This is a genomic window from Tabrizicola sp., assembly GCF_030694085.1.
GTDB lineage: Bacteria > Pseudomonadota > Alphaproteobacteria > Rhodobacterales > Rhodobacteraceae > Tabrizicola.
The window spans coordinates 221337-237930 of the sequence record NZ_JAUXZE010000082.1 but is presented as its reverse complement, the minus strand read 5'-3'; the positions used below and the strand labels follow the sequence as shown (position 1 = coordinate 237930).

The window sequence follows — 16594 nt, the reverse complement described above, 5'->3', positions numbered from 1 at the left end:
ACGATTTCCCCAACGTCAACCGAGTTTCGGGAGACCACCCCATGTCCACTCATTCCAGCCGCCTTGCCGCCCGCATGATGGTCGCGCCTTCGGTCGTCCTGCTCTTGATCTGGATGATCGTGCCGCTGGCGATGACGCTGTACTATTCCTTCCGGTTCTACCGGCTTCTGTCGCCGGACCGGACGGGCTGGACCGGGTTCACCAACTACGTCTGGTTCTTCAATTCGCCCGACTTCTGGCTGGCGCTGTTCAACACGCTGGCGCTGGTGGGCGGAGTGCTGATCATCACCGTGGTGCTGGGCATCCTGATCGCGCTTCTGATCGACCAGCCGGTCAAGGGACAGGGCTTCCTGCGCATCCTGGTGATCGCGCCCTTCTTCGTCATGCCGCCGGTCGCCGCGTCGATCTGGGAGAACCTGTTCATGCACCCGCAGAACGGCTTGTTCGCCGCCGTGGCACAAGGGTTCGGGGCACAGCCGATCCTGTTTCTGGAACAGTATCCGATGTGGTCGGTCATCGGCATCGTCAGTTGGGAATGGCTGCCCTTCGCCACGCTGATCCTGCTGACTGCGCTGCAATCGCTGTCGTCCGAGCAGATCGAAGCCGCCGAGATGGACGGGGCCAGCGCCTTTGCCCGCTTTCGCTATATCGTCCTGCCACACATGACCCGGGCGATCACCGTGGTGATCCTGATCCAGACGATCTTTCTTCTGGGCATCTTCGGCGAGATCTTCACCACCACGCAAGGCGGCCCCGGCTCGGCCTCGACCACGCTGCCTTACATGATCTTCAAGCAGGCCATCGCCGCCAAGGACATCGGCCGCGCGGCGGCGGGCGGGATCATCGCGGTGATCCTGGCGAATATCGTCGCCTATTTCCTGATGCGCGGCCTTGGCCGCAACCTGGACAACTGAGGTTCCCATGGCCCGCGCCCTTTCCCCCCGCCGCAAGCTGATCACCACCCTGGCCGCCTGGTCGGTCGCGCTGATCATCTTCTTCCCCGTCCTCTGGATGATCCTGACCAGCTTCAAGACCGAAGCCAGCGCCGTCGCCATGCCGCCGCAGTTCCTGTCGGCCTCGTGGACGCTGGAGAACTACGCCGATGTCTGGGCGCGGTCGGACTATCCCCGGTTCTTCCTGAACTCGGTCGTCATCGCCGTCGGATCTACCCTGCTGGGTCTGGTGATCGCGATCCCCTCGGCCTGGGCGATGGCCTTCGTGCCGGGGCGGAAGACCAAGGATCTGCTGATGTGGATGCTGTCCACCAAGATGATGCCCGCCGTCGCGGTGATGATCCCGCTGTACCTGATCTTCCAGCGGCTTGGCCTGATCGACACCAAGCTGGGCCTTGTCCTGGTCCTGATGCTGATGAACCTGCCGATCATCATCTGGATGCTTTACACCTACTTCAAGGAAATCCCCGGCGAGATCCTGGAGGCCGCCCGGATGGACGGGGCCGGTCTCTGGAACGAGATCGTCTATGTCCTGACCCCGATGGCGCTGCCCGGCATCGCCTCGACCATGCTGTTGAACATCATCCTCGCCTGGAACGAGGCGTTCTGGACCATCGTCCTGACCACGACCAAGGCAGCCCCCCTGTCGGCTTTCATCGCCAGCTTCTCGGCGCCGCAGGGCCTGTTCTACGCGAAACTTTCGGCGGCATCGGCGATGGCGATCCTGCCGATCCTGATCCTTGGCTGGTTCAGCCAGAAGCAACTCGTCCGTGGCCTGACCTTTGGCGCGGTGAAGTGAGGAAATCATGGGCAAGATCCAACTGACGCAAGTCCGCAAGTCCTTTGGCGAGGTCGACGTCATCCCCGGCATCGACCTGACCATCGAAAACGGCGAGTTCGTCGTCTTCGTCGGCCCCTCGGGCTGCGGGAAATCCACGCTTCTGCGGCTGATCGCGGGGCTGGAGGATACCACCTCGGGCGTGATCGACATCGACGGCAAGGATGCGACCAACCTGCCGCCCGCCAAGCGGGGTCTGGCGATGGTGTTCCAAAGCTACGCTTTGTATCCCCACATGACGGTTCGGAAGAACATCGCCTTTCCGCTGAAGATGGCGGGGATGGACCAGGCGGAACAGGAAAAGCGCGTCGAACGCGCGGCCAAGGTGCTGAACCTGTCGAACTACCTTGACCGCCGTCCGGGCCAGCTGTCGGGCGGCCAGCGCCAGCGGGTTGCCATCGGGCGCGCCATCGTGCGGGAACCGGCAGCGTTCCTTTTCGATGAGCCGCTCTCGAACCTTGACGCCGCCTTGCGCGTCGGGATGCGGCAGGAGATTTCGGAACTGCACCAAAGCCTTCAGACCACGATGATCTATGTGACGCACGACCAGGTCGAAGCCATGACCATGGCCGACAAGATCGTCGTCCTGAACGCGGGCCGCATCGAACAGGTCGGCGCGCCGCTGGAACTGTACAACTTCCCGCGCAATGTCTTCGTCGCAAGCTTTATCGGCAGCCCGAAGATGAACCTGATCGAAGGCGCCGAGGCCGCGAAGCACAACGCCCACACCATCGGCATCCGGCCCGAGCATATCACGGTCGGCGATGGACCGTGGGAGGGTGTCGTGGGCCTGTCGGAACACCTTGGGTCCGACAGCTTCCTGAAGGTCGCGGTCGAGGGCCTGGGCACGATGACCGTGCGCGCGCCGGGTGAAGTGCATGCCCGCCACGGCGACCGCATCCGGCTGGCTCCGGCCGGGAAAATTCACCGCTTTGACACGAATGGACTGGCGATATGAGACTTGCAGGCAAAACGGCGCTGATCACGGGTGGGGCGCGGGGCATCGGGCTGGCCTTTGTGGAGGCCTATTTGCGCGAAGGCGCGCGGGTGGCGATTGCCGATATCGGCGGGGCTGAAGACGCGGCGGCGCAGCTGGGCGACCGGACTATCGGCATCACGATGGACGTGACCGACCAGGCCTCGATCGACGCCGGCGTCAAGGCGGCGGCGGATTGGGGCGGGGGGATCGATATCCTTCTGAACAACGCCGCCATCTTCGATCTGGCGCCTATCGTGGATATTACCCGGGCCAGCTATGACAAGCTTTTCGCCGTCAACGTCGCGGGGACGCTGTTTCCGTTGCAGGCAGTGGCTAAGGTGATGATCGCGCAGGGCCGGGGCGGCAAGATCATCAACATGGCGTCACAGGCCGGACGGCGGGGTGAGGCGCTGGTGGGGGTCTACTGCGCCTCCAAAGCCGCCGTCATCAGTCTGACGCAATCGGCGGGGCTGGACCTGATCAGGCACAAGATCAACGTGAACGGCATTGCGCCAGGTGTCGTCGATACCCCGATGTGGGACGCGGTGGATGCCTTGTTCGCCAAGTACGAGGGCAAGCCCAAGGGCCAGAAGAAGCGCGAGGTCGGCGAGGCCGTCCCCTATGGCCGCATGGGGCGTCCTGAAGACATGACTGGCGCGGCGGTGTTCCTGGCCTCGTCCGAATCCGATTACATCGTCGCCCAGACGTTCAACGTCGACGGCGGAAACTGGATGAGCTGAGCCATGACTGTCCATCTCCCCGCCTATGATCGTTCCAAGCTGACCCCCGGCATCGTCCATATCGGGCTGGGGAATTTCCACCGGGCGCATATGGCCGTCTACCTAGACGACCTTTTCGGCATGGGACTGAACCACGACTGGGCAATCCTGGGCGCAGGGGTGCGCGAGGGCGATGCCCGGATGCGGGACGCCTTGCGAGCACAGGATTGCCTGTCCACGGTGATCGAGCTGGACCCCAAGGGCAAATCGGCGCGGCGGGTGGGGTCGATGATCGACTTCCTGCCAGTAGAACCCGACAATGCGGCCCTGATCGCGGCGATGGCGCGGCCAGAGATCCGCATCGTAAGCTTGACCGTGACCGAAGGCGGTTATTTCATCAACCCGGCGACCGGAGAGTTCGATCCCGACCACCCCGAAATCATGGCCGATGCTGCGGACCCGCACCGGACCGCCTTCGGGGCGATCATCGCGGCACTGAAGGCTCGGAAGGCGGCGGGGGTGCCGCCATTCACGGTGATGAGCTGCGACAACCTACCGGGCAACGGGCAGGTGACGATGGCTGCGGTGACGGGCCTTGCCGCGATCAAGGACCCTGCGCTGGCCGACTGGATCAAGGCGAACGTCGCCTTCCCGAACGGCATGGTGGACCGGATCACGCCCGCCACCGGCCCGCGGGAACGGGCAATGGCGGCGGCGTTCGGTCTGGGCGACGATCCGGTGCCGGTGACCTGTGAGCCGTTCCGGCAGTGGGTGCTGGAGGACAACTTCCCCTCAGGTCGTCCGGCGTTCGAAAAGGCGGGGGTGACGCTGACGCCCCACGTCCACAATTTCGAGATGATGAAGATCCGCATCCTGAACGGCGGACATGCGACCATCGCCTATCCCGGCGGATTGATGGACATCGAGTATGTCCACGAAGCGATGGCGGACCCGCTGATCCGGGGCCTGCTCGACAAGGTCGAGATGGATGAGATCATCCCCTATATCCCGCCCGTCCCCGACACCAACCTGGGTGACTACTACCGCCTGATCGTCGAGCGTTTCAGCAATCCCGAGGTCGCGGATACCGAGCGGCGGCTTTGCCTGGACGGGTCGAACCGGCAGCCGAAATTCATCGTCCCCTCGATCCGCGATGCGCTGGCGGCGGGCGGATCGGTCGAGGGGCTGGCCTTGGTCAGCGCGATGTGGTGCCGGTATTGCTTTGGCGAAACGGACAGCGGGACGGTAATCCCGCCGAACGACCCGGACTGGGACGCGCTGGTCGTCCGGGCCAAGGCGGCGAAGGCGCGTCCGGCGGCATGGCTGGAGATGGCGGCGGTCTACGGCGATCTGGGGCAGGATGCGCGGTTTGCGCAGGCCTTCGAGCGGCAGCTGAACCGGCTTTGGGCGGTCGGTACGGCGCAGACACTGACCGAGTATCTCGCCTAAGGAGCGGGGGCCTCGGCGGGCGCGAAGTCGGGCACGACCCACAGCTCCACCCTCCGGTTCAGCTGGCGGCCGATTGCCGTCTCGTCGCAGGCCATCGGCAGCGCCTCGCCGAAGCCTTCGACCACCGGCAGGTCCGTGGGCGACAGGTCCGGGGCCACCGCCGCCAGCTCTTGTGCGACCTTCGCCGCGCGTTCCACTGACAGCGCAAGATTCGCCCCCGCCGCGCCGGAGCCATCCGAGAACCCGGCCAGCACCAGCTTCTGGTTGCGGAACTGCCCTGCCGCGATCAACTGGGCAAGGTCGGCCAGGTTGTCCTGCGACTGCGCATCCAGCGTCGAGGAGCCGTCCTCGAAGCGGAAGGTCAGCGACACCCGGTCCGCCCCGTCCATGATCTCGGCCAGCCGCTTGAGGTCGGCCAAAGTCACGTCCTCGCCTGCACCCTTGATCGCGTTGAGCAGCCGCAATCCGTCCGCCGTCATCGGCTGGCGGCTTGCCGAACGATCGACGAAGCCCGCCGCCGCGACGGCCGCCTGTGCTGCGGGCGTACGCAGGAAATCCAGAAACTCACGCGTCAGTAGCGGCAAGCGGCGCTTGGGCGTCAGCAGCAGCACCGGAAGCGCCAGGGGATAATCCTCGGCCTTGATCGCCAGCGGCGTCGGCAAGAGCGGGAAGCCGCAGCTGTCGGTGAGCGGCATCCGCCGCGCCGGAGCAATCGCAGATCGGCCCGAAATCGCGACAGCCCAGGGGTCTTTCGCCACCGCCGTGGCCAGCGTTGCAAGATCGTTGTGCAGCACCGCGGCCGTTGCCTGGGTGCCAAGCCTTTCGCCCAGCGCGCGCTGCAGGTCGGTTTCACCCGCAAGGGCGTGCAGCACCACCGGCATGTCCGGCCCGCCGATCTGCGCCCAGTTGCCGACCTCTCCTCCAAGGATCTTCGCCAACTCGATCGTGGAAATCTCGGGCGTGGGATTGTCCGGGGCCACCAGCACCACCAGCGCGTCCATTGCGACAGAGTGGCTGCCCAGGTCCGGCTGGGCGCGGAAGGCAAGCTTCAGGTCTGCCGCCCCGTCCTGTACAGCAGCTGTGGCAAGATCCGGCGCCATCGGTGTGAACGAAACCTCGGCCAGATCCTTGCGGCTTTCCGGGTCCAGGATGCGAGCCTGGTAACCCTCGCCCTCCCCGGTCTCGTAGATCAGGCCCCGCGCCTGGGCGAAGGCCAGGAACAGTGCGGGCAAGAGTCCCGCGGCGTCTGGCGAGCCAACGATCCGCATCACCGCCTTGGGTGCAATCAGGTCCGGGCAGGCCGGGCCTTCGCAGATCACCCCCTGACCATCCACGGTCAGCGCCCCATAGGCCGTGTCGATGCGGTAGAATTCGCCGTCATAACCCCGCAAGGTGCCGGTCAGCACGATCCCACCCTCACGGGCAACCAGGGTGACATCCTGGGCAAAGGCCGAGCCCGAAAAACACAGCGCAGCGCAAAGCGCCGCGAGTCCTGCCTTCACACCCATCGACCGTTCCGAACCTTACTTAGGAGCGGCGAGTTTCAGGGGAGGCGCAAGATTCTTCAACACCAGAATGTCACCTGCGGTCCCGCACATCGGCACGGCAATGCTATGCTCGGCGGTAAAGGCGACGCCGCCGCTGGAATGTGCCGTCTCGACCCGCAGGGTCCGGCCGCAGGTCGCAGGCGTGATCCGCAGCTCGCCGGTGATGTCCGCCTTGCCCAGGTCTTTGCCGGGGACCGAATAGACCCGGGCCAGAACCGGCGAAGGAAGATTGGTCTGTCCCAGCGCGATCACACCCTGTTCCAGCCCTGACAGAGCCGCGCTGCCGATCAGCACACGGTCGCCTTCGGTGACCCGCAGCTCCATTTCGACCGGGCTGTCCCAGCTGATGGCATAGCGGGCGTAAGTTGCGGCATCCGGGACGGTGAGCCGACCCAGGACCAGGCGCGAATCCTGCAGGTAGACTGCAACCATCGCATCGGACCGCAGTGCCGGAAGGATCACCGTCGCCCGCCCGTCGGCCTGGGTCTGCGCCGAGAAGGACAGGCCGGAATGTCGGACCACGAAACGTTCACCCCGGTTGCAGGGCGCGGTCAGCCTTGCTTCGATCATCGCGCCGGGAAGGGGAAGAAGCGACAGCCGCGCCTGACATCCCTCTCCGACCAGGCCCGGTGCTGCAGCCGCGACGGTGGTTATGCCAGTGACCTGACCCAGTCCCGTGTCGGTGGGGCTGCTCAGCGAGGCGGATTGCGGGACGGCGGGATTTTCCGACTGAACGCTAGGCGTGCGTGGCGCGCGCACTACATCGGCTGCGGTCAGCAAAAGCGAATGCTGGGCCGCAGGGGCCTTCAGTTTCTCCGCTGTGTGGGCGGCCCCGAATGCAACCGCCAGGACGGCGGAAACCTGAAGAACCTTTTTGCCCCAAAGCATGGCAGTGCCCCGGTGAGAATCGTTACCGTTTCCGGGTTAGAGCCGAATAGGGGCGGAGAAATGGCATTAATTGGGAAGGGTTACGGATTGCTGCCCTGATCGGCCGGGAATCACCCCGGCCGGGGGCCGCCTTAAGCAAGGCGACCGTGGCAGTGCTTGAACTTCTCGCCCGAACCGCAGGGACACATGTCGTTGCGCCCAGGGTTGCCCCAGGTCGTCGGATCGGCCTCGTCGAAGTCGGCCAGCCGGGTTGCGGCTTCAGCGGCCGGGGCTGCCGCCAGCGCTGCGGCGGGTGCCGCAGCCGCAGCGGCTTCGACCACGGTCGGAGCTTGGGCAGCGGCCTGGGCGGCGGCCATCTGACGCACCATTTCGTCCTGCTCTTCCTTGGTCACCGGACGGATGCGCGACAGTTGCTGCGTCGTCTGCTCGCGCAGCGAGTTGAGGAGGTTGCCGAACAGCTGGAAGGCCTCGGTCTTGTATTCGTTCAGCGGGTCGCGCTGCGCATAACCGCGGAAGTTCACCACCGAGCGCAGGTGCTCCAGCCGCAAGAGATGCTCACGCCATTTGCTGTCGATGGCCTGCAGCAGAACCTGCTTCTCGATGGTTTGCATGGTCGAGTCACCGAACTTCTCGGTCTTCTCGGCCATCATCTTGTCCGAGGCCTCGATGATGCGCTCCTGGATCACGGCCTGGTCGACGCCTTCTTCGGCGGCCCAATCGGCAATCGGCAGGTCCAGGTTCAACATGTCGCGGACCGAAGTGGTCAGGGCATCGGTGTCCCAGGCGTCCGGGTAGGACTTGGGCGGCATCGCCAGGTCAACGAGGTCCTCGATCACCTGGTGGCGCATGTCGGCGGCGACGTCGGCGACGTGGTCAGCCTGCATGATCTCCATCCGCTGCGAGAAGATCGCCTTGCGCTGGTCGTTCATCACGTCATCGAACTTGAGCAGTTGCTTGCGGATGTCGAAGTTGCGGCCTTCGACCTTGGCCTGCGCCTTTTCCAGGCTCTTGTTGACCCAGGGGTGAACGATGGATTCGCCTTCCTTCATGCCCAGCGTCGACAGGATCTTGTCCAGCCGTTCCGAGCCGAAGATACGCATAAGGTCGTCTTCCAGCGACAGGAAGAAGGCCGAACGACCGGGGTCGCCCTGACGGCCCGACCGACCGCGCAGCTGGTTGTCGATCCGGCGGCTTTCGTGGCGTTCGGTGCCCAGGACAAACAGGCCCCCTGCCTGCTTGACGGCCTCTTCCTCGCCGGTGTGCTCGGCCTCGATCCGGGCGCGGATGGCGACGTGATCCCCCTCGGGGTCGGCCGCGATGGCCTCCATCACCTTGAACTCGACGTTGCCGCCCAGCTTGATGTCGGTGCCGCGGCCGGCCATGTTCGTCGCGATGGTGACCGAGCCCAGCTTGCCGGCATCGGCGACGATCTTGGCTTCCATCTCGTGCTGGCGGGCGTTCAGGACGCTGTGCGGGATGTCGGCGCCCTTCAGAAGCGCGGACAGCTGTTCGGATTTCTCGATGGACGTCGTGCCGACCAGGATCGGCTGGCCCTTCGCATGGGCTTCCTTGATGGCGACCAGGATGCCGTCATACTTTTCGCGCGCGGTGCGGAAGACCTGGTCATGTTCGTCGATCCGGGCGACGGGGCGGTTGGTCGGGACCTCGACCACGCCCAGACCGTAAATCTCGCGGAATTCCTCGGCTTCGGTCACCGCGGTGCCGGTCATGCCGCCCAACTTTTCGTACAGGCGGAAGTAGTTCTGGAAGGTCACGCTGGCGTAGGTCACGTTCTCGGGGTTGATCTTGACCCCTTCCTTCGCCTCGATTGCCTGGTGCAGGCCTTCCGACAACCGGCGACCCTTCATCATCCGGCCGGTGAATTCGTCGATCAGCATCACCTCGCCGTCGCGGACGATGTACTGCTGGTCCTTGAAGAACAGCTTGTGCGCCCGCAGGGCCTGGTTGACGTGGTGGACGATGGTGGTGCTTTCCGCCGCATAGAGGTTCTGCCCTTCCGGCAGGATGCCCTCCTTGCGCAGAAGGTCTTCGATGACGTCGTTGCCCTCTTCCGTCAGGGTCACGCCGCGGGTCTTTTCATCCACCGCATAGTGTTCCGGCGTCAGATGCGGGATCACCTTGTCCACCGCCGTGTACAGCGGGCTGCGGTCCTGGCTGGGACCCGAGATGATCAGCGGCGTCCGCGCTTCGTCGATCAGGATCGAGTCCACTTCGTCGACGATCGCATAGTTGTGGCCGCGCTGCGCCATGTCCTCCAGCGAGGCTTTCATGTTGTCACGCAGGTAATCGAAGCCCAGCTCGTTGTTCGTGGCATAGGTGATGTCGGCGCGGTAGGCGGCCTTCTTCTCGGCATCGGGCTGCTGCGAATAGACGACACCCGTGGTCATCCCCAGCGCGGCATAGACCTTGCCCATCCATTCCGCGTCGCGCTTGGCCAGGTAGTCGTTCACCGTGACCACATGCACGCCCTTACCCGTCAGCGCGTTCAGATAGGCCGCAAAGGTGGCGACCAGCGTCTTGCCTTCGCCCGTCTTCATCTCGGAAATGTTGCCCTGGTGCAGGAACATCCCGCCCTTCAGCTGCACGTCAAAGGCCCGCAGGCCCAAGGCCCGCCGAGCGCCTTCGCGGCAGTTGGCGAACGCCTCGGGCAGGATCGACTCCAGACTTTCGCCGCCCTCTTGCACCCGCTTCTGAAACTCGCGCGTCTTGGCGATGATGCCGTCGTCGGTCAGCGCCTGGAACTCTGGCTCCAGCGCGTTGATCTGCGCCACCACCGGGCGGACGGACTTTACCTTGCGGTCGTTCGGGGTCCCGAACACCTTCCGCGCAATCGATCCAAGTCCCAGCATGTTTTCTCCGTGGGGCGGCTTCTCTGACATCATCGTGTGGCCGTTGGGCTTGCCCGCCCCCACGGCCTTCCCTAGAAGGTCCAGAGCATGACCGGATGGGCCCGTTCCACGCGACTGTCGCGATGTAAGGGGAAGCACCGGCATAGTCAACTTAAGCGGGCCGGCGGACCCGATCAGGAGTAGGTGAATATGAAGAAACGCTTAAAGTTCTGGTCGGTTCTTGCGATGACGGCGGCGCTGTCGGGCCCTGCACTGGCCGAGGGCGAGACCGCCGAGACCGTGGTCGCGACCGTGAACGGGGTGAACATCACGCTTGGTCACATGATCGCGCTGCGCGAGACGCTGCCGCCAGAATACCAGCAGCTGCCGGACGACGTGCTGTTCAAGGGCATCTACAACCAGCTGATCCAGCAGGAAGTCCTGGCCCAGTCGGTGGGCGAGCTTGGCCCCCGCGTGGTCGTCACCCTGGACAACGACAAGCGCGGCCTTGTGTCCGGCATCGCGATCGAGAACATCGTTGCCGCCGCCGTCACCGATGAGGCGCTCCAGGCCGCCTATGATGCCCGCTTCAAGGATGCCGCCCCGCAGACCGAATACAACGCCTCGCATATCCTGGTCGCCACCCAGGAAGAGGCCGACGCGATCAAGGCCGAACTTGCCGGCGGCGCGGACTTCGCGGAAATCGCCAAGGCCAAGTCGACCGATACCGGGTCGGGCGCCAACGGCGGCGATCTGGGCTGGTTCGGCCTGGGGATGATGGTGAAGCCCTTCGAGGATGCCGTCGTTGCCGCCAAGGTTGGCGAAGTCTCTGGCCCGATCCAGACCGATTTCGGCTTCCACCTGATCCTGGTCAGGGAAACCCGCGTGGCCGAAAAGCCGACGCTGGACCAGCTGCGCGACGAACTGGCCGCCGAGGTTGAAAACGCCGCGATCAATGCGAAGATCGAAGAGCTGACCAAGGGCGCGACGGTGACTCGGGATGGCGAAGGTCTGGACCCGGCGCTGCTGAAGAATTCGGCGTTGATCGACTGAAGCGGCGCTAACCGGGGGGACGGTGATGGCAAAGACTGACTGGAAGGCCGAAGCAAAGGCGCTCAAGAAGAAGGTTCGCAAGCTGAAGGACAGCATCACCGCCGCCGCCGGTCCGGTGGCCGAGGCGGTGCAGGATGCCGTCGGCGATGTGGTCGCAGCGGCGAAGAAGGCGATGAAGCCGGTCTCGCCGCTGGCCCCGGCCAGTTTTCCAGTGCTGCCCGCGATCAAGGGCGCCGAATTCGCTGCCGTGGAAGCGGGCGTGCGCTACCAGAACCGCAAGGACGTGATGCTGGTCCGCCTCGCCCCGGGCACCACGATGGCCGGGGTCTTCACCAGGTCCTCCACCCGGTCTGCTTGCGTGCGCGACTGCCAGGCGAAGCTTGCGATGAAGGTTCCCGAAGGCGCTGGGGCGGCGATCATCGTCAACTCCGGCAATTCCAACGCCTTCACCGGGCGCGTGGGCGATGAGGCCGTTACTGCCGTCACCGGCGCCGTGGCCGAGGTGCTGGGTGTTCCGGCCTCGCGCGTCTTCTCGTCGTCAACCGGCGTGATCGGCGAGCCGCTGCCGCATGAGAAGATCACCGCCAAGGTCCCGGATCTGGTTGCCGCTCTGAAAGAAGACGCCGTGGACATGGCAGCGCAGGCGATCATGACCACCGACACTTTTCCCAAGGGCGCCGCTGCGACGGTGCAGGGCGAGGGCGGGGTTATTCATATCGCAGGGATAGCCAAGGGTTCGGGGATGATCGCGCCCGACATGGCAACCATGCTGGTCTACATCTTTACCGACGCGAAGATTTCGGCGGCGGCATTGCAGAAGCTTGTGTCCCGCAATGTGGACGCCACCTTCAACTCGATCACCGTGGACAGCGACACTTCCACCTCGGACACCCTTCTGATCGCTGCGACCGGACAGTCCCCGGCCGCCGAGCTGAAGGGTCCGACGCTCAAGGCCTTCGAGACCGCCCTGACCGGCGTCATGCGCGACCTTGCACTGCAAGTCGTCCGCGACGGCGAGGGTGCCACCAAGCTGGTCGAGGTCCGCGTGACCGGGGCCGCCTCGGACGAAGACGCGGCCAGGGTCGCCTTCGCCATCGCCAACTCGCCGCTGGTCAAGACCGCCGTTGCGGGTCAGGACCCGAACTGGGGCCGCATCGTCGCTGCCGTCGGCAAGTCGGGTGCGCAGGCCGACCGCGACAAGCTGACGATCCGCTTCGGTGACATCCTCGTCGCCCGGAACGGTTGGCGGAACCCGGATTACCAGGAAGACGACGGCGCCGCCTACATGCAGGGCCAGGAACTGGTCTTCGCCGTCGACCTTGGTCTTGGCCGCGCAAAGCGGTCGGTTTGGACCTGCGACCTGACCTCCCGCTACATCGAGATCAACGCCGACTACCGCTCCTGATTTCATCTGTCTGAAAATATCCCGGGGGTCCGGGGGCTGGCCCCCGGGGCGTCCACAAAGGACCACCCATGAAGATCGTCCTCGTCTCCGCCGTCGCCCTGATCGACCCCGACGGCCGCGTCCTCTTGGCCCAACGCCCCGAGGGCAAGTCGCTTGCGGGCCTCTGGGAATTCCCCGGCGGCAAGGTCGAACCTGGAGAATCGCCCGAAACCGCGCTGATCCGTGAGTTGAAGGAAGAGCTCGACATCGACACCTGGTCGTCCTGCCTCGCGCCCCTGACCTTCGCCAGTCATGCCTATGACGACTTTCACCTGCTGATGCCGCTTTTCGCCTGCCGCAAATGGCAAGGAACGGTCCGGTCGCTGGAGGGGCAGCAGCTCGCCTGGGTCAGGCCGAACCAGCTTCGGGACTACCCGATGCCCCCTGCAGACCTGCCGCTGATCCCGATCCTGCGCGACTGGCTCTGATCCGTCGCTCATCGTTGGACTTCGCCTCCTCTTTGCTGGCAACGCGCGTGAGCGAGGAGACGACGAAGTCGTACGACGAGCAGTCCCGCGGAAGAAAAGCGCCGGACCAATGGCCCGGCGCTTTTCTTAAGATTTCCTGAACGCCCGCGGCTAACCCTTTGGCAAGTCTGGCTTGGCCGGGGTTGTCCACGGTGGACAGTGCAGGTCACTCCAGCGTGCGCTGGACCTCTTCCCGCTCGAAGATCTCGATGACATCGCTCGCGCGGATGTCCTCGTAGTTCTCGAAAGCCATGCCACATTCCTGGCCAGAGATGACTTCCTTCACCTCGTCCTTGAATCGCTTCAGCGTCTTCAGCGTGCCCTCGTGGATCACCACGTTATCGCGCAGCAAACGGACGCCAGCCGACCGGCGAGCGACACCCTCGGTAACCAGACAACCGGCCACCTTGCCAACGTTCGACACCTTGAAGACCTCCAGGATCTTCGCGTAGCCGATGAAGGTCTCGCGGACCTCGGCCTTGAGAAGACCCGACGCGGCGGCTTTGATGTCGTCGACCAGATCGTAGATGATCGAGTAATAGCGGATCTCGACCCCCTTCTGGGTCGCGGAAGCACGGGCCGTCGCGTTGGCACGGACGTTGAAGCCGATGATCGGGGCCTTGGACGCCTCGGCCAGGGCCACGTCGGTGTCGGTGATCGCCCCGACGCCCGAGTGGAGAACCCGGACGCGGACTTCCTCGTTCCCGATCTTCTCCATCGCCTGCACGATCGCCTCGGCCGAGCCTTGGACGTCGGCCTTGATCAGGATCGGCAGCTCGGCAACGGACTGGTCGGCCTTGGCCTTCGCCATCAGCTGTTCCAGCGTGGTCGCAGCACCCGCCGCGGCGCGCTTGTCCTTGGCGGTCTTGATCCGGTAGTCGGCGATTTCACGGGCTTGCGCCTCGGTCTCGACGACGTTCAGCGTGTCACCTGCCGAGGGCGTGCCCGACAGGCCCAGCACTTCGACGGGAACCGACGGACCGGCTTCCGCCACCGTCTCGCCCTGATCGTTGATCAGCGCGCGGACTTTACCCCACTGCTCGCCGACGACGAAGATGTCGCCCTTGCGCAGGGTGCCGTTCTGAACCAGCACTGTCGCGACCGGACCGCGGCCCACGTCAAGCTTGGCTTCAATCACCGCACCCGAGGCCGCCCGGTTCGGGTTGGCACGCAGTTCCAGAAGTTCGGCCTGCAGCGCGATGGCTTCCAGAAGGTCGTCCAGGCCCAAACCTGTCTTGGCCGAAACCTCGACGTCCTGCACGTCGCCCGACATCGCTTCCACCACGATCTCGTGCTGGAGAAGGTCGGTGCGGACCTTTTGCGGGTTCGCCTCGTGCTTGTCGATCTTGTTGATCGCCACGATCATCGGGACCTTGGCGGCCTTGGCGTGGTTGATCGCCTCGATCGTCTGCGGCATCACGGCGTCGTCGGCTGCGACCACCAGCACCACGATGTCCGTCACCTGAGCCCCGCGGGAGCGCATGGAGGTGAAGGCCGCGTGGCCGGGGGTGTCGAGGAAGGTGACGAGCTGCCCGTTGGGCGTCTTGACCTGGTAGGCGCCGATATGCTGGGTGATCCCGCCGGCCTCGCCCGAGACCACGTTGGCCTTGCGGATAGCGTCCAGAAGCGAGGTCTTGCCGTGGTCGACGTGGCCCATGATCGTGACGATCGCGGGACGCGGCTGCAGGCTTTCGTCAGAGTCCTTCACGGTGTCGATGACCTGTTCCACGTCGGCGTCCGAAACGCGGACCGCCTTGTGACCAAACTCCTCGATCACCAGTTCGGCGGTGTCGGCGTCGATGGCCTGGTTCATCGTGACCATCATGCCCATCTTCATCAGGCTCTTGACCACATCGGCGGCCCGTTCGGCCATCCGGTTGGCAAGTTCCGAGACCACGATGGTTTCCGGCAGCTGCACGTCGCGCACCTGCTTTTCGGCCTTCTGCCCCAGACCCAGCGCCTTGGCGCGGGCCTTTTCCTGCTTGCGCTTCATCGCGGCCAGACTGCGCTGGCGGCCACCTTCACCCGCCATTGCGTCGCTGAGCGTCAGCTTGCCCGAGCGACGGCCTTCGTCGCCGGTGCCACGCTTGGCACCACGGTCGCCACGGTCGTCCTTTTCGCGGTCGGTCTTGCGCGGCGAAAGGCCCGGCTTGGCCCCGGCAGGGCCGCGCGGATCTTCGGTCGAGGCGGGCGCAGCCGGGGCGGCACGGTCGGCCGGTTTGGCCGCAGCAGCCGGAGGCGGCGTCGTCGAGCGGGCACGGGTGCCCAGAACATCGGCCTTGCGAGCCTCGGCCGCAGCGACCTTGGCGGCAGCTTCGGCCTTGGCAGCGCGCTCCTCTTCCTCGGCCTTCAGGCGAAGGGCTTCGGTACGTTCACGATCCTCACGCTCTTTCGCCTCGATCTCGGCGCGGCGCAGGGCGCGGTCTTCTTCGCGGACCCGATCCTCTTCGGCGCGGCGGACGGCATCTTCCGCCTCACGCGCTTTGGCAGCGCGGAGGGCGCTGAGACGCCGTTCCATTTCCGCATCGGAGATGCCAGCAGGCCGCTTCGACGGATCACCGTAGTTCGTTGGCGCAGCCGATTGGCCCGCGCCGGGCGTGCCAGGCTTCGGAGCGGCGGTGGGAACCACCACGCGCTTGCGTTTCGTTTCGACCACGACGCTCTTGGTCCGGCCGTGGCTGAAGCTTTGCTTCACCTGTCCGGAACGGGGGGCGCCCCCAAGGCCAAGAGGTTTCTTGCCGTCAGTATCGCTCATGCGTTCTTCGTATCCTTCATGGCGGTCTCGCCGCCGTCATCCCCACCGGCCTGCCCACGCAAGCCAGCGAGTTTTGCCGCTTCCTCTACAACACGGGACCTGAGTCCACCAGCGGCAAGCGCGGCGTGTATCGCACGTTCGCGCCCGAATGCCAAACCGATTTCCCCGGCCGAAAGACAACCGATAAAGCCTTTGTCGCCTTCCGGCGCGTGCAGCTTCGTCTTGCCCCGTTCCGACCCGTCACTGGCCTGGATCAGCGTCACCGCAGTGCCCTTGATCAGCCAGTCCTTCACCTTCTCGTAGCCGGTGACCGCGTCACCGGCCTTGCGGGCCATCGACAAGAGTTCGATGGTGCGCTGCAGAACCAGCGTCTCGACCAGATCGGCCAGACCGTCGGCGGTTTTCGCCGGCTGGCGGGCTGCGCGGGTGAAGAGATTCTTCGTCACCGCTTTTTCAATGGCCGCCCGATCCGCCGAGACATAGATCCCCCGGCCGGGCAGCTTGCCCATGACATCGGGCACGATCTGACCGTCAGGACCCAAACAAAAGCGGATCAGACCCGCTTTCGGCTGGCTTTCCCCGGTCGCAATGCACTTGCGTTCCGGTTCGTCCCTGTCTTTTTCCCGGCCGCCGCGCGTCATGCGCTAGGTTCC

The 16594-nt window shown here is 64.9% G+C and carries 13 protein-coding genes; 8 read left to right on the top strand and 5 right to left on the bottom strand.

The window, feature by feature from the left end:
* Positions 1 to 41: 41 nt before the first annotated feature.
* The 5 genes from Q8M85_RS19760 to Q8M85_RS19740 are packed head-to-tail and all read left to right on the top strand — an operon-like array spanning position 42 to position 4938.
* Complete coding sequence (locus Q8M85_RS19760) at positions 42 to 914, top strand: carbohydrate ABC transporter permease (RefSeq protein ID WP_305547787.1); 873 nt, start codon at positions 42 to 44, stop codon at positions 912 to 914.
* A gap of 7 nt (positions 915 to 921) precedes the next feature.
* Positions 922 to 1752 carry a carbohydrate ABC transporter permease gene (locus tag Q8M85_RS19755; RefSeq protein WP_305547786.1) on the top strand — a complete coding sequence of 277 codons (831 nt, stop codon included), beginning with the start codon at positions 922 to 924 and terminating at the stop codon, positions 1750 to 1752.
* A gap of 7 nt (positions 1753 to 1759) precedes the next feature.
* A complete protein-coding gene (locus Q8M85_RS19750) occupies positions 1760 to 2749 on the top strand; it encodes an ABC transporter ATP-binding protein (RefSeq protein WP_305547785.1) in 990 nt (329 codons plus the stop codon).
* Positions 2746 to 3510, top strand: coding sequence for an L-iditol 2-dehydrogenase (locus tag Q8M85_RS19745; RefSeq protein ID WP_305547784.1), 765 nt, complete (start codon positions 2746 to 2748; stop codon positions 3508 to 3510). The genes Q8M85_RS19750 and Q8M85_RS19745 overlap by 4 nt, the downstream gene beginning before the upstream one ends.
* A gap of 3 nt (positions 3511 to 3513) precedes the next feature.
* Entirely contained in the window at positions 3514 to 4938 is a 1425-nt protein-coding gene (locus Q8M85_RS19740) for a mannitol dehydrogenase family protein (protein ID WP_305547781.1), read from the top strand.
* On the opposite strand, the gene Q8M85_RS19735 is transcribed toward Q8M85_RS19740, so the two are convergent.
* The 3 genes from Q8M85_RS19735 to secA all read right to left on the bottom strand — a co-directional run bounded on the left by Q8M85_RS19735 (position 4935) and on the right by secA (position 10243).
* A complete protein-coding gene (locus Q8M85_RS19735) occupies positions 4935 to 6446 on the bottom strand; it encodes a phosphate ABC transporter substrate-binding/OmpA family protein (RefSeq protein ID WP_305547779.1) in 1512 nt (503 codons plus the stop codon). The two genes, Q8M85_RS19740 and Q8M85_RS19735, sit on opposite strands and share 4 nt — an antisense overlap.
* Positions 6447 to 6461: 15 nt before the next feature.
* Positions 6462 to 7373 (bottom strand): hypothetical protein, encoded by a 912-nt coding sequence (locus Q8M85_RS19730; protein WP_305547777.1) that lies wholly within the window; start codon positions 7371 to 7373, stop codon positions 6462 to 6464.
* A gap of 131 nt (positions 7374 to 7504) precedes the next feature.
* Positions 7505 to 10243 (bottom strand): preprotein translocase subunit SecA, encoded by a 2739-nt coding sequence (gene secA / locus Q8M85_RS19725; protein WP_305547775.1) that lies wholly within the window; start codon positions 10241 to 10243, stop codon positions 7505 to 7507.
* Positions 10244 to 10432: 189 nt separating this feature from the next.
* Here secA and Q8M85_RS19720 point away from each other — a divergent pair, with 189 nt between their 5' ends.
* The 3 genes from Q8M85_RS19720 to Q8M85_RS19710 all read left to right on the top strand — a co-directional run bounded on the left by Q8M85_RS19720 (position 10433) and on the right by Q8M85_RS19710 (position 13147).
* Positions 10433 to 11275 carry a peptidylprolyl isomerase gene (locus Q8M85_RS19720; protein WP_305547773.1) on the top strand — a complete coding sequence of 281 codons (843 nt, stop codon included), beginning with the start codon at positions 10433 to 10435 and terminating at the stop codon, positions 11273 to 11275.
* A gap of 172 nt (positions 11276 to 11447) precedes the next feature.
* Complete coding sequence (argJ, locus tag Q8M85_RS19715; protein WP_371135315.1) at positions 11448 to 12680, top strand: bifunctional glutamate N-acetyltransferase/amino-acid acetyltransferase ArgJ; 1233 nt, start codon at positions 11448 to 11450, stop codon at positions 12678 to 12680.
* A gap of 68 nt (positions 12681 to 12748) precedes the next feature.
* Positions 12749 to 13147 (top strand): (deoxy)nucleoside triphosphate pyrophosphohydrolase, encoded by a 399-nt coding sequence (locus Q8M85_RS19710; protein ID WP_305547769.1) that lies wholly within the window; start codon positions 12749 to 12751, stop codon positions 13145 to 13147.
* 205 nt (positions 13148 to 13352) lie between these two features.
* On the opposite strand, the gene infB is transcribed toward Q8M85_RS19710, so the two are convergent.
* Together infB and Q8M85_RS19700 are read right to left on the bottom strand one after the other, a co-directional pair.
* A complete protein-coding gene (infB, locus tag Q8M85_RS19705) occupies positions 13353 to 15941 on the bottom strand; it encodes a translation initiation factor IF-2 (protein WP_305547767.1) in 2589 nt (862 codons plus the stop codon).
* Positions 15938 to 16582 (bottom strand): RNA-binding protein, encoded by a 645-nt coding sequence (locus Q8M85_RS19700; protein ID WP_305547765.1) that lies wholly within the window; start codon positions 16580 to 16582, stop codon positions 15938 to 15940. The genes infB and Q8M85_RS19700 overlap by 4 nt, the downstream gene beginning before the upstream one ends.
* Positions 16583 to 16594: the final 12 nt, after the last annotated feature.

What these genes read in the sequence shown, in the direction of transcription:
- Q8M85_RS19760 (WP_305547787.1), top strand. Translation starts at nt 42, where the DNA reads ATGTCCACTCATTCCAGCCGCCTTGCCGCCCGCATGATGGTCGCGCCT.
- Q8M85_RS19755 (WP_305547786.1), top strand. Translation starts at nt 922, where the DNA reads ATGGCCCGCGCCCTTTCCCCCCGCCGCAAGCTGATCACCACCCTGGCC.
- Q8M85_RS19750 (WP_305547785.1), top strand. Translation starts at nt 1,760, where the DNA reads ATGGGCAAGATCCAACTGACGCAAGTCCGCAAGTCCTTTGGCGAGGTC.
- Q8M85_RS19745 (WP_305547784.1), top strand. Translation starts at nt 2,746, where the DNA reads ATGAGACTTGCAGGCAAAACGGCGCTGATCACGGGTGGGGCGCGGGGC.
- Q8M85_RS19740 (WP_305547781.1), top strand. Translation starts at nt 3,514, where the DNA reads ATGACTGTCCATCTCCCCGCCTATGATCGTTCCAAGCTGACCCCCGGC.
- Q8M85_RS19735 (WP_305547779.1), bottom strand. Translation starts at nt 6,446, where the DNA reads ATGGGTGTGAAGGCAGGACTCGCGGCGCTTTGCGCTGCGCTGTGTTTT.
- Q8M85_RS19730 (WP_305547777.1), bottom strand. Translation starts at nt 7,373, where the DNA reads ATGCTTTGGGGCAAAAAGGTTCTTCAGGTTTCCGCCGTCCTGGCGGTT.
- secA (WP_305547775.1), bottom strand. Translation starts at nt 10,243, where the DNA reads ATGCTGGGACTTGGATCGATTGCGCGGAAGGTGTTCGGGACCCCGAAC.
- Q8M85_RS19720 (WP_305547773.1), top strand. Translation starts at nt 10,433, where the DNA reads ATGAAGAAACGCTTAAAGTTCTGGTCGGTTCTTGCGATGACGGCGGCG.
- argJ (WP_371135315.1), top strand. Translation starts at nt 11,448, where the DNA reads ATGAAGCCGGTCTCGCCGCTGGCCCCGGCCAGTTTTCCAGTGCTGCCC.
- Q8M85_RS19710 (WP_305547769.1), top strand. Translation starts at nt 12,749, where the DNA reads ATGAAGATCGTCCTCGTCTCCGCCGTCGCCCTGATCGACCCCGACGGC.
- infB (WP_305547767.1), bottom strand. Translation starts at nt 15,941, where the DNA reads ATGAGCGATACTGACGGCAAGAAACCTCTTGGCCTTGGGGGCGCCCCC.
- Q8M85_RS19700 (WP_305547765.1), bottom strand. Translation starts at nt 16,582, where the DNA reads ATGACGCGCGGCGGCCGGGAAAAAGACAGGGACGAACCGGAACGCAAG.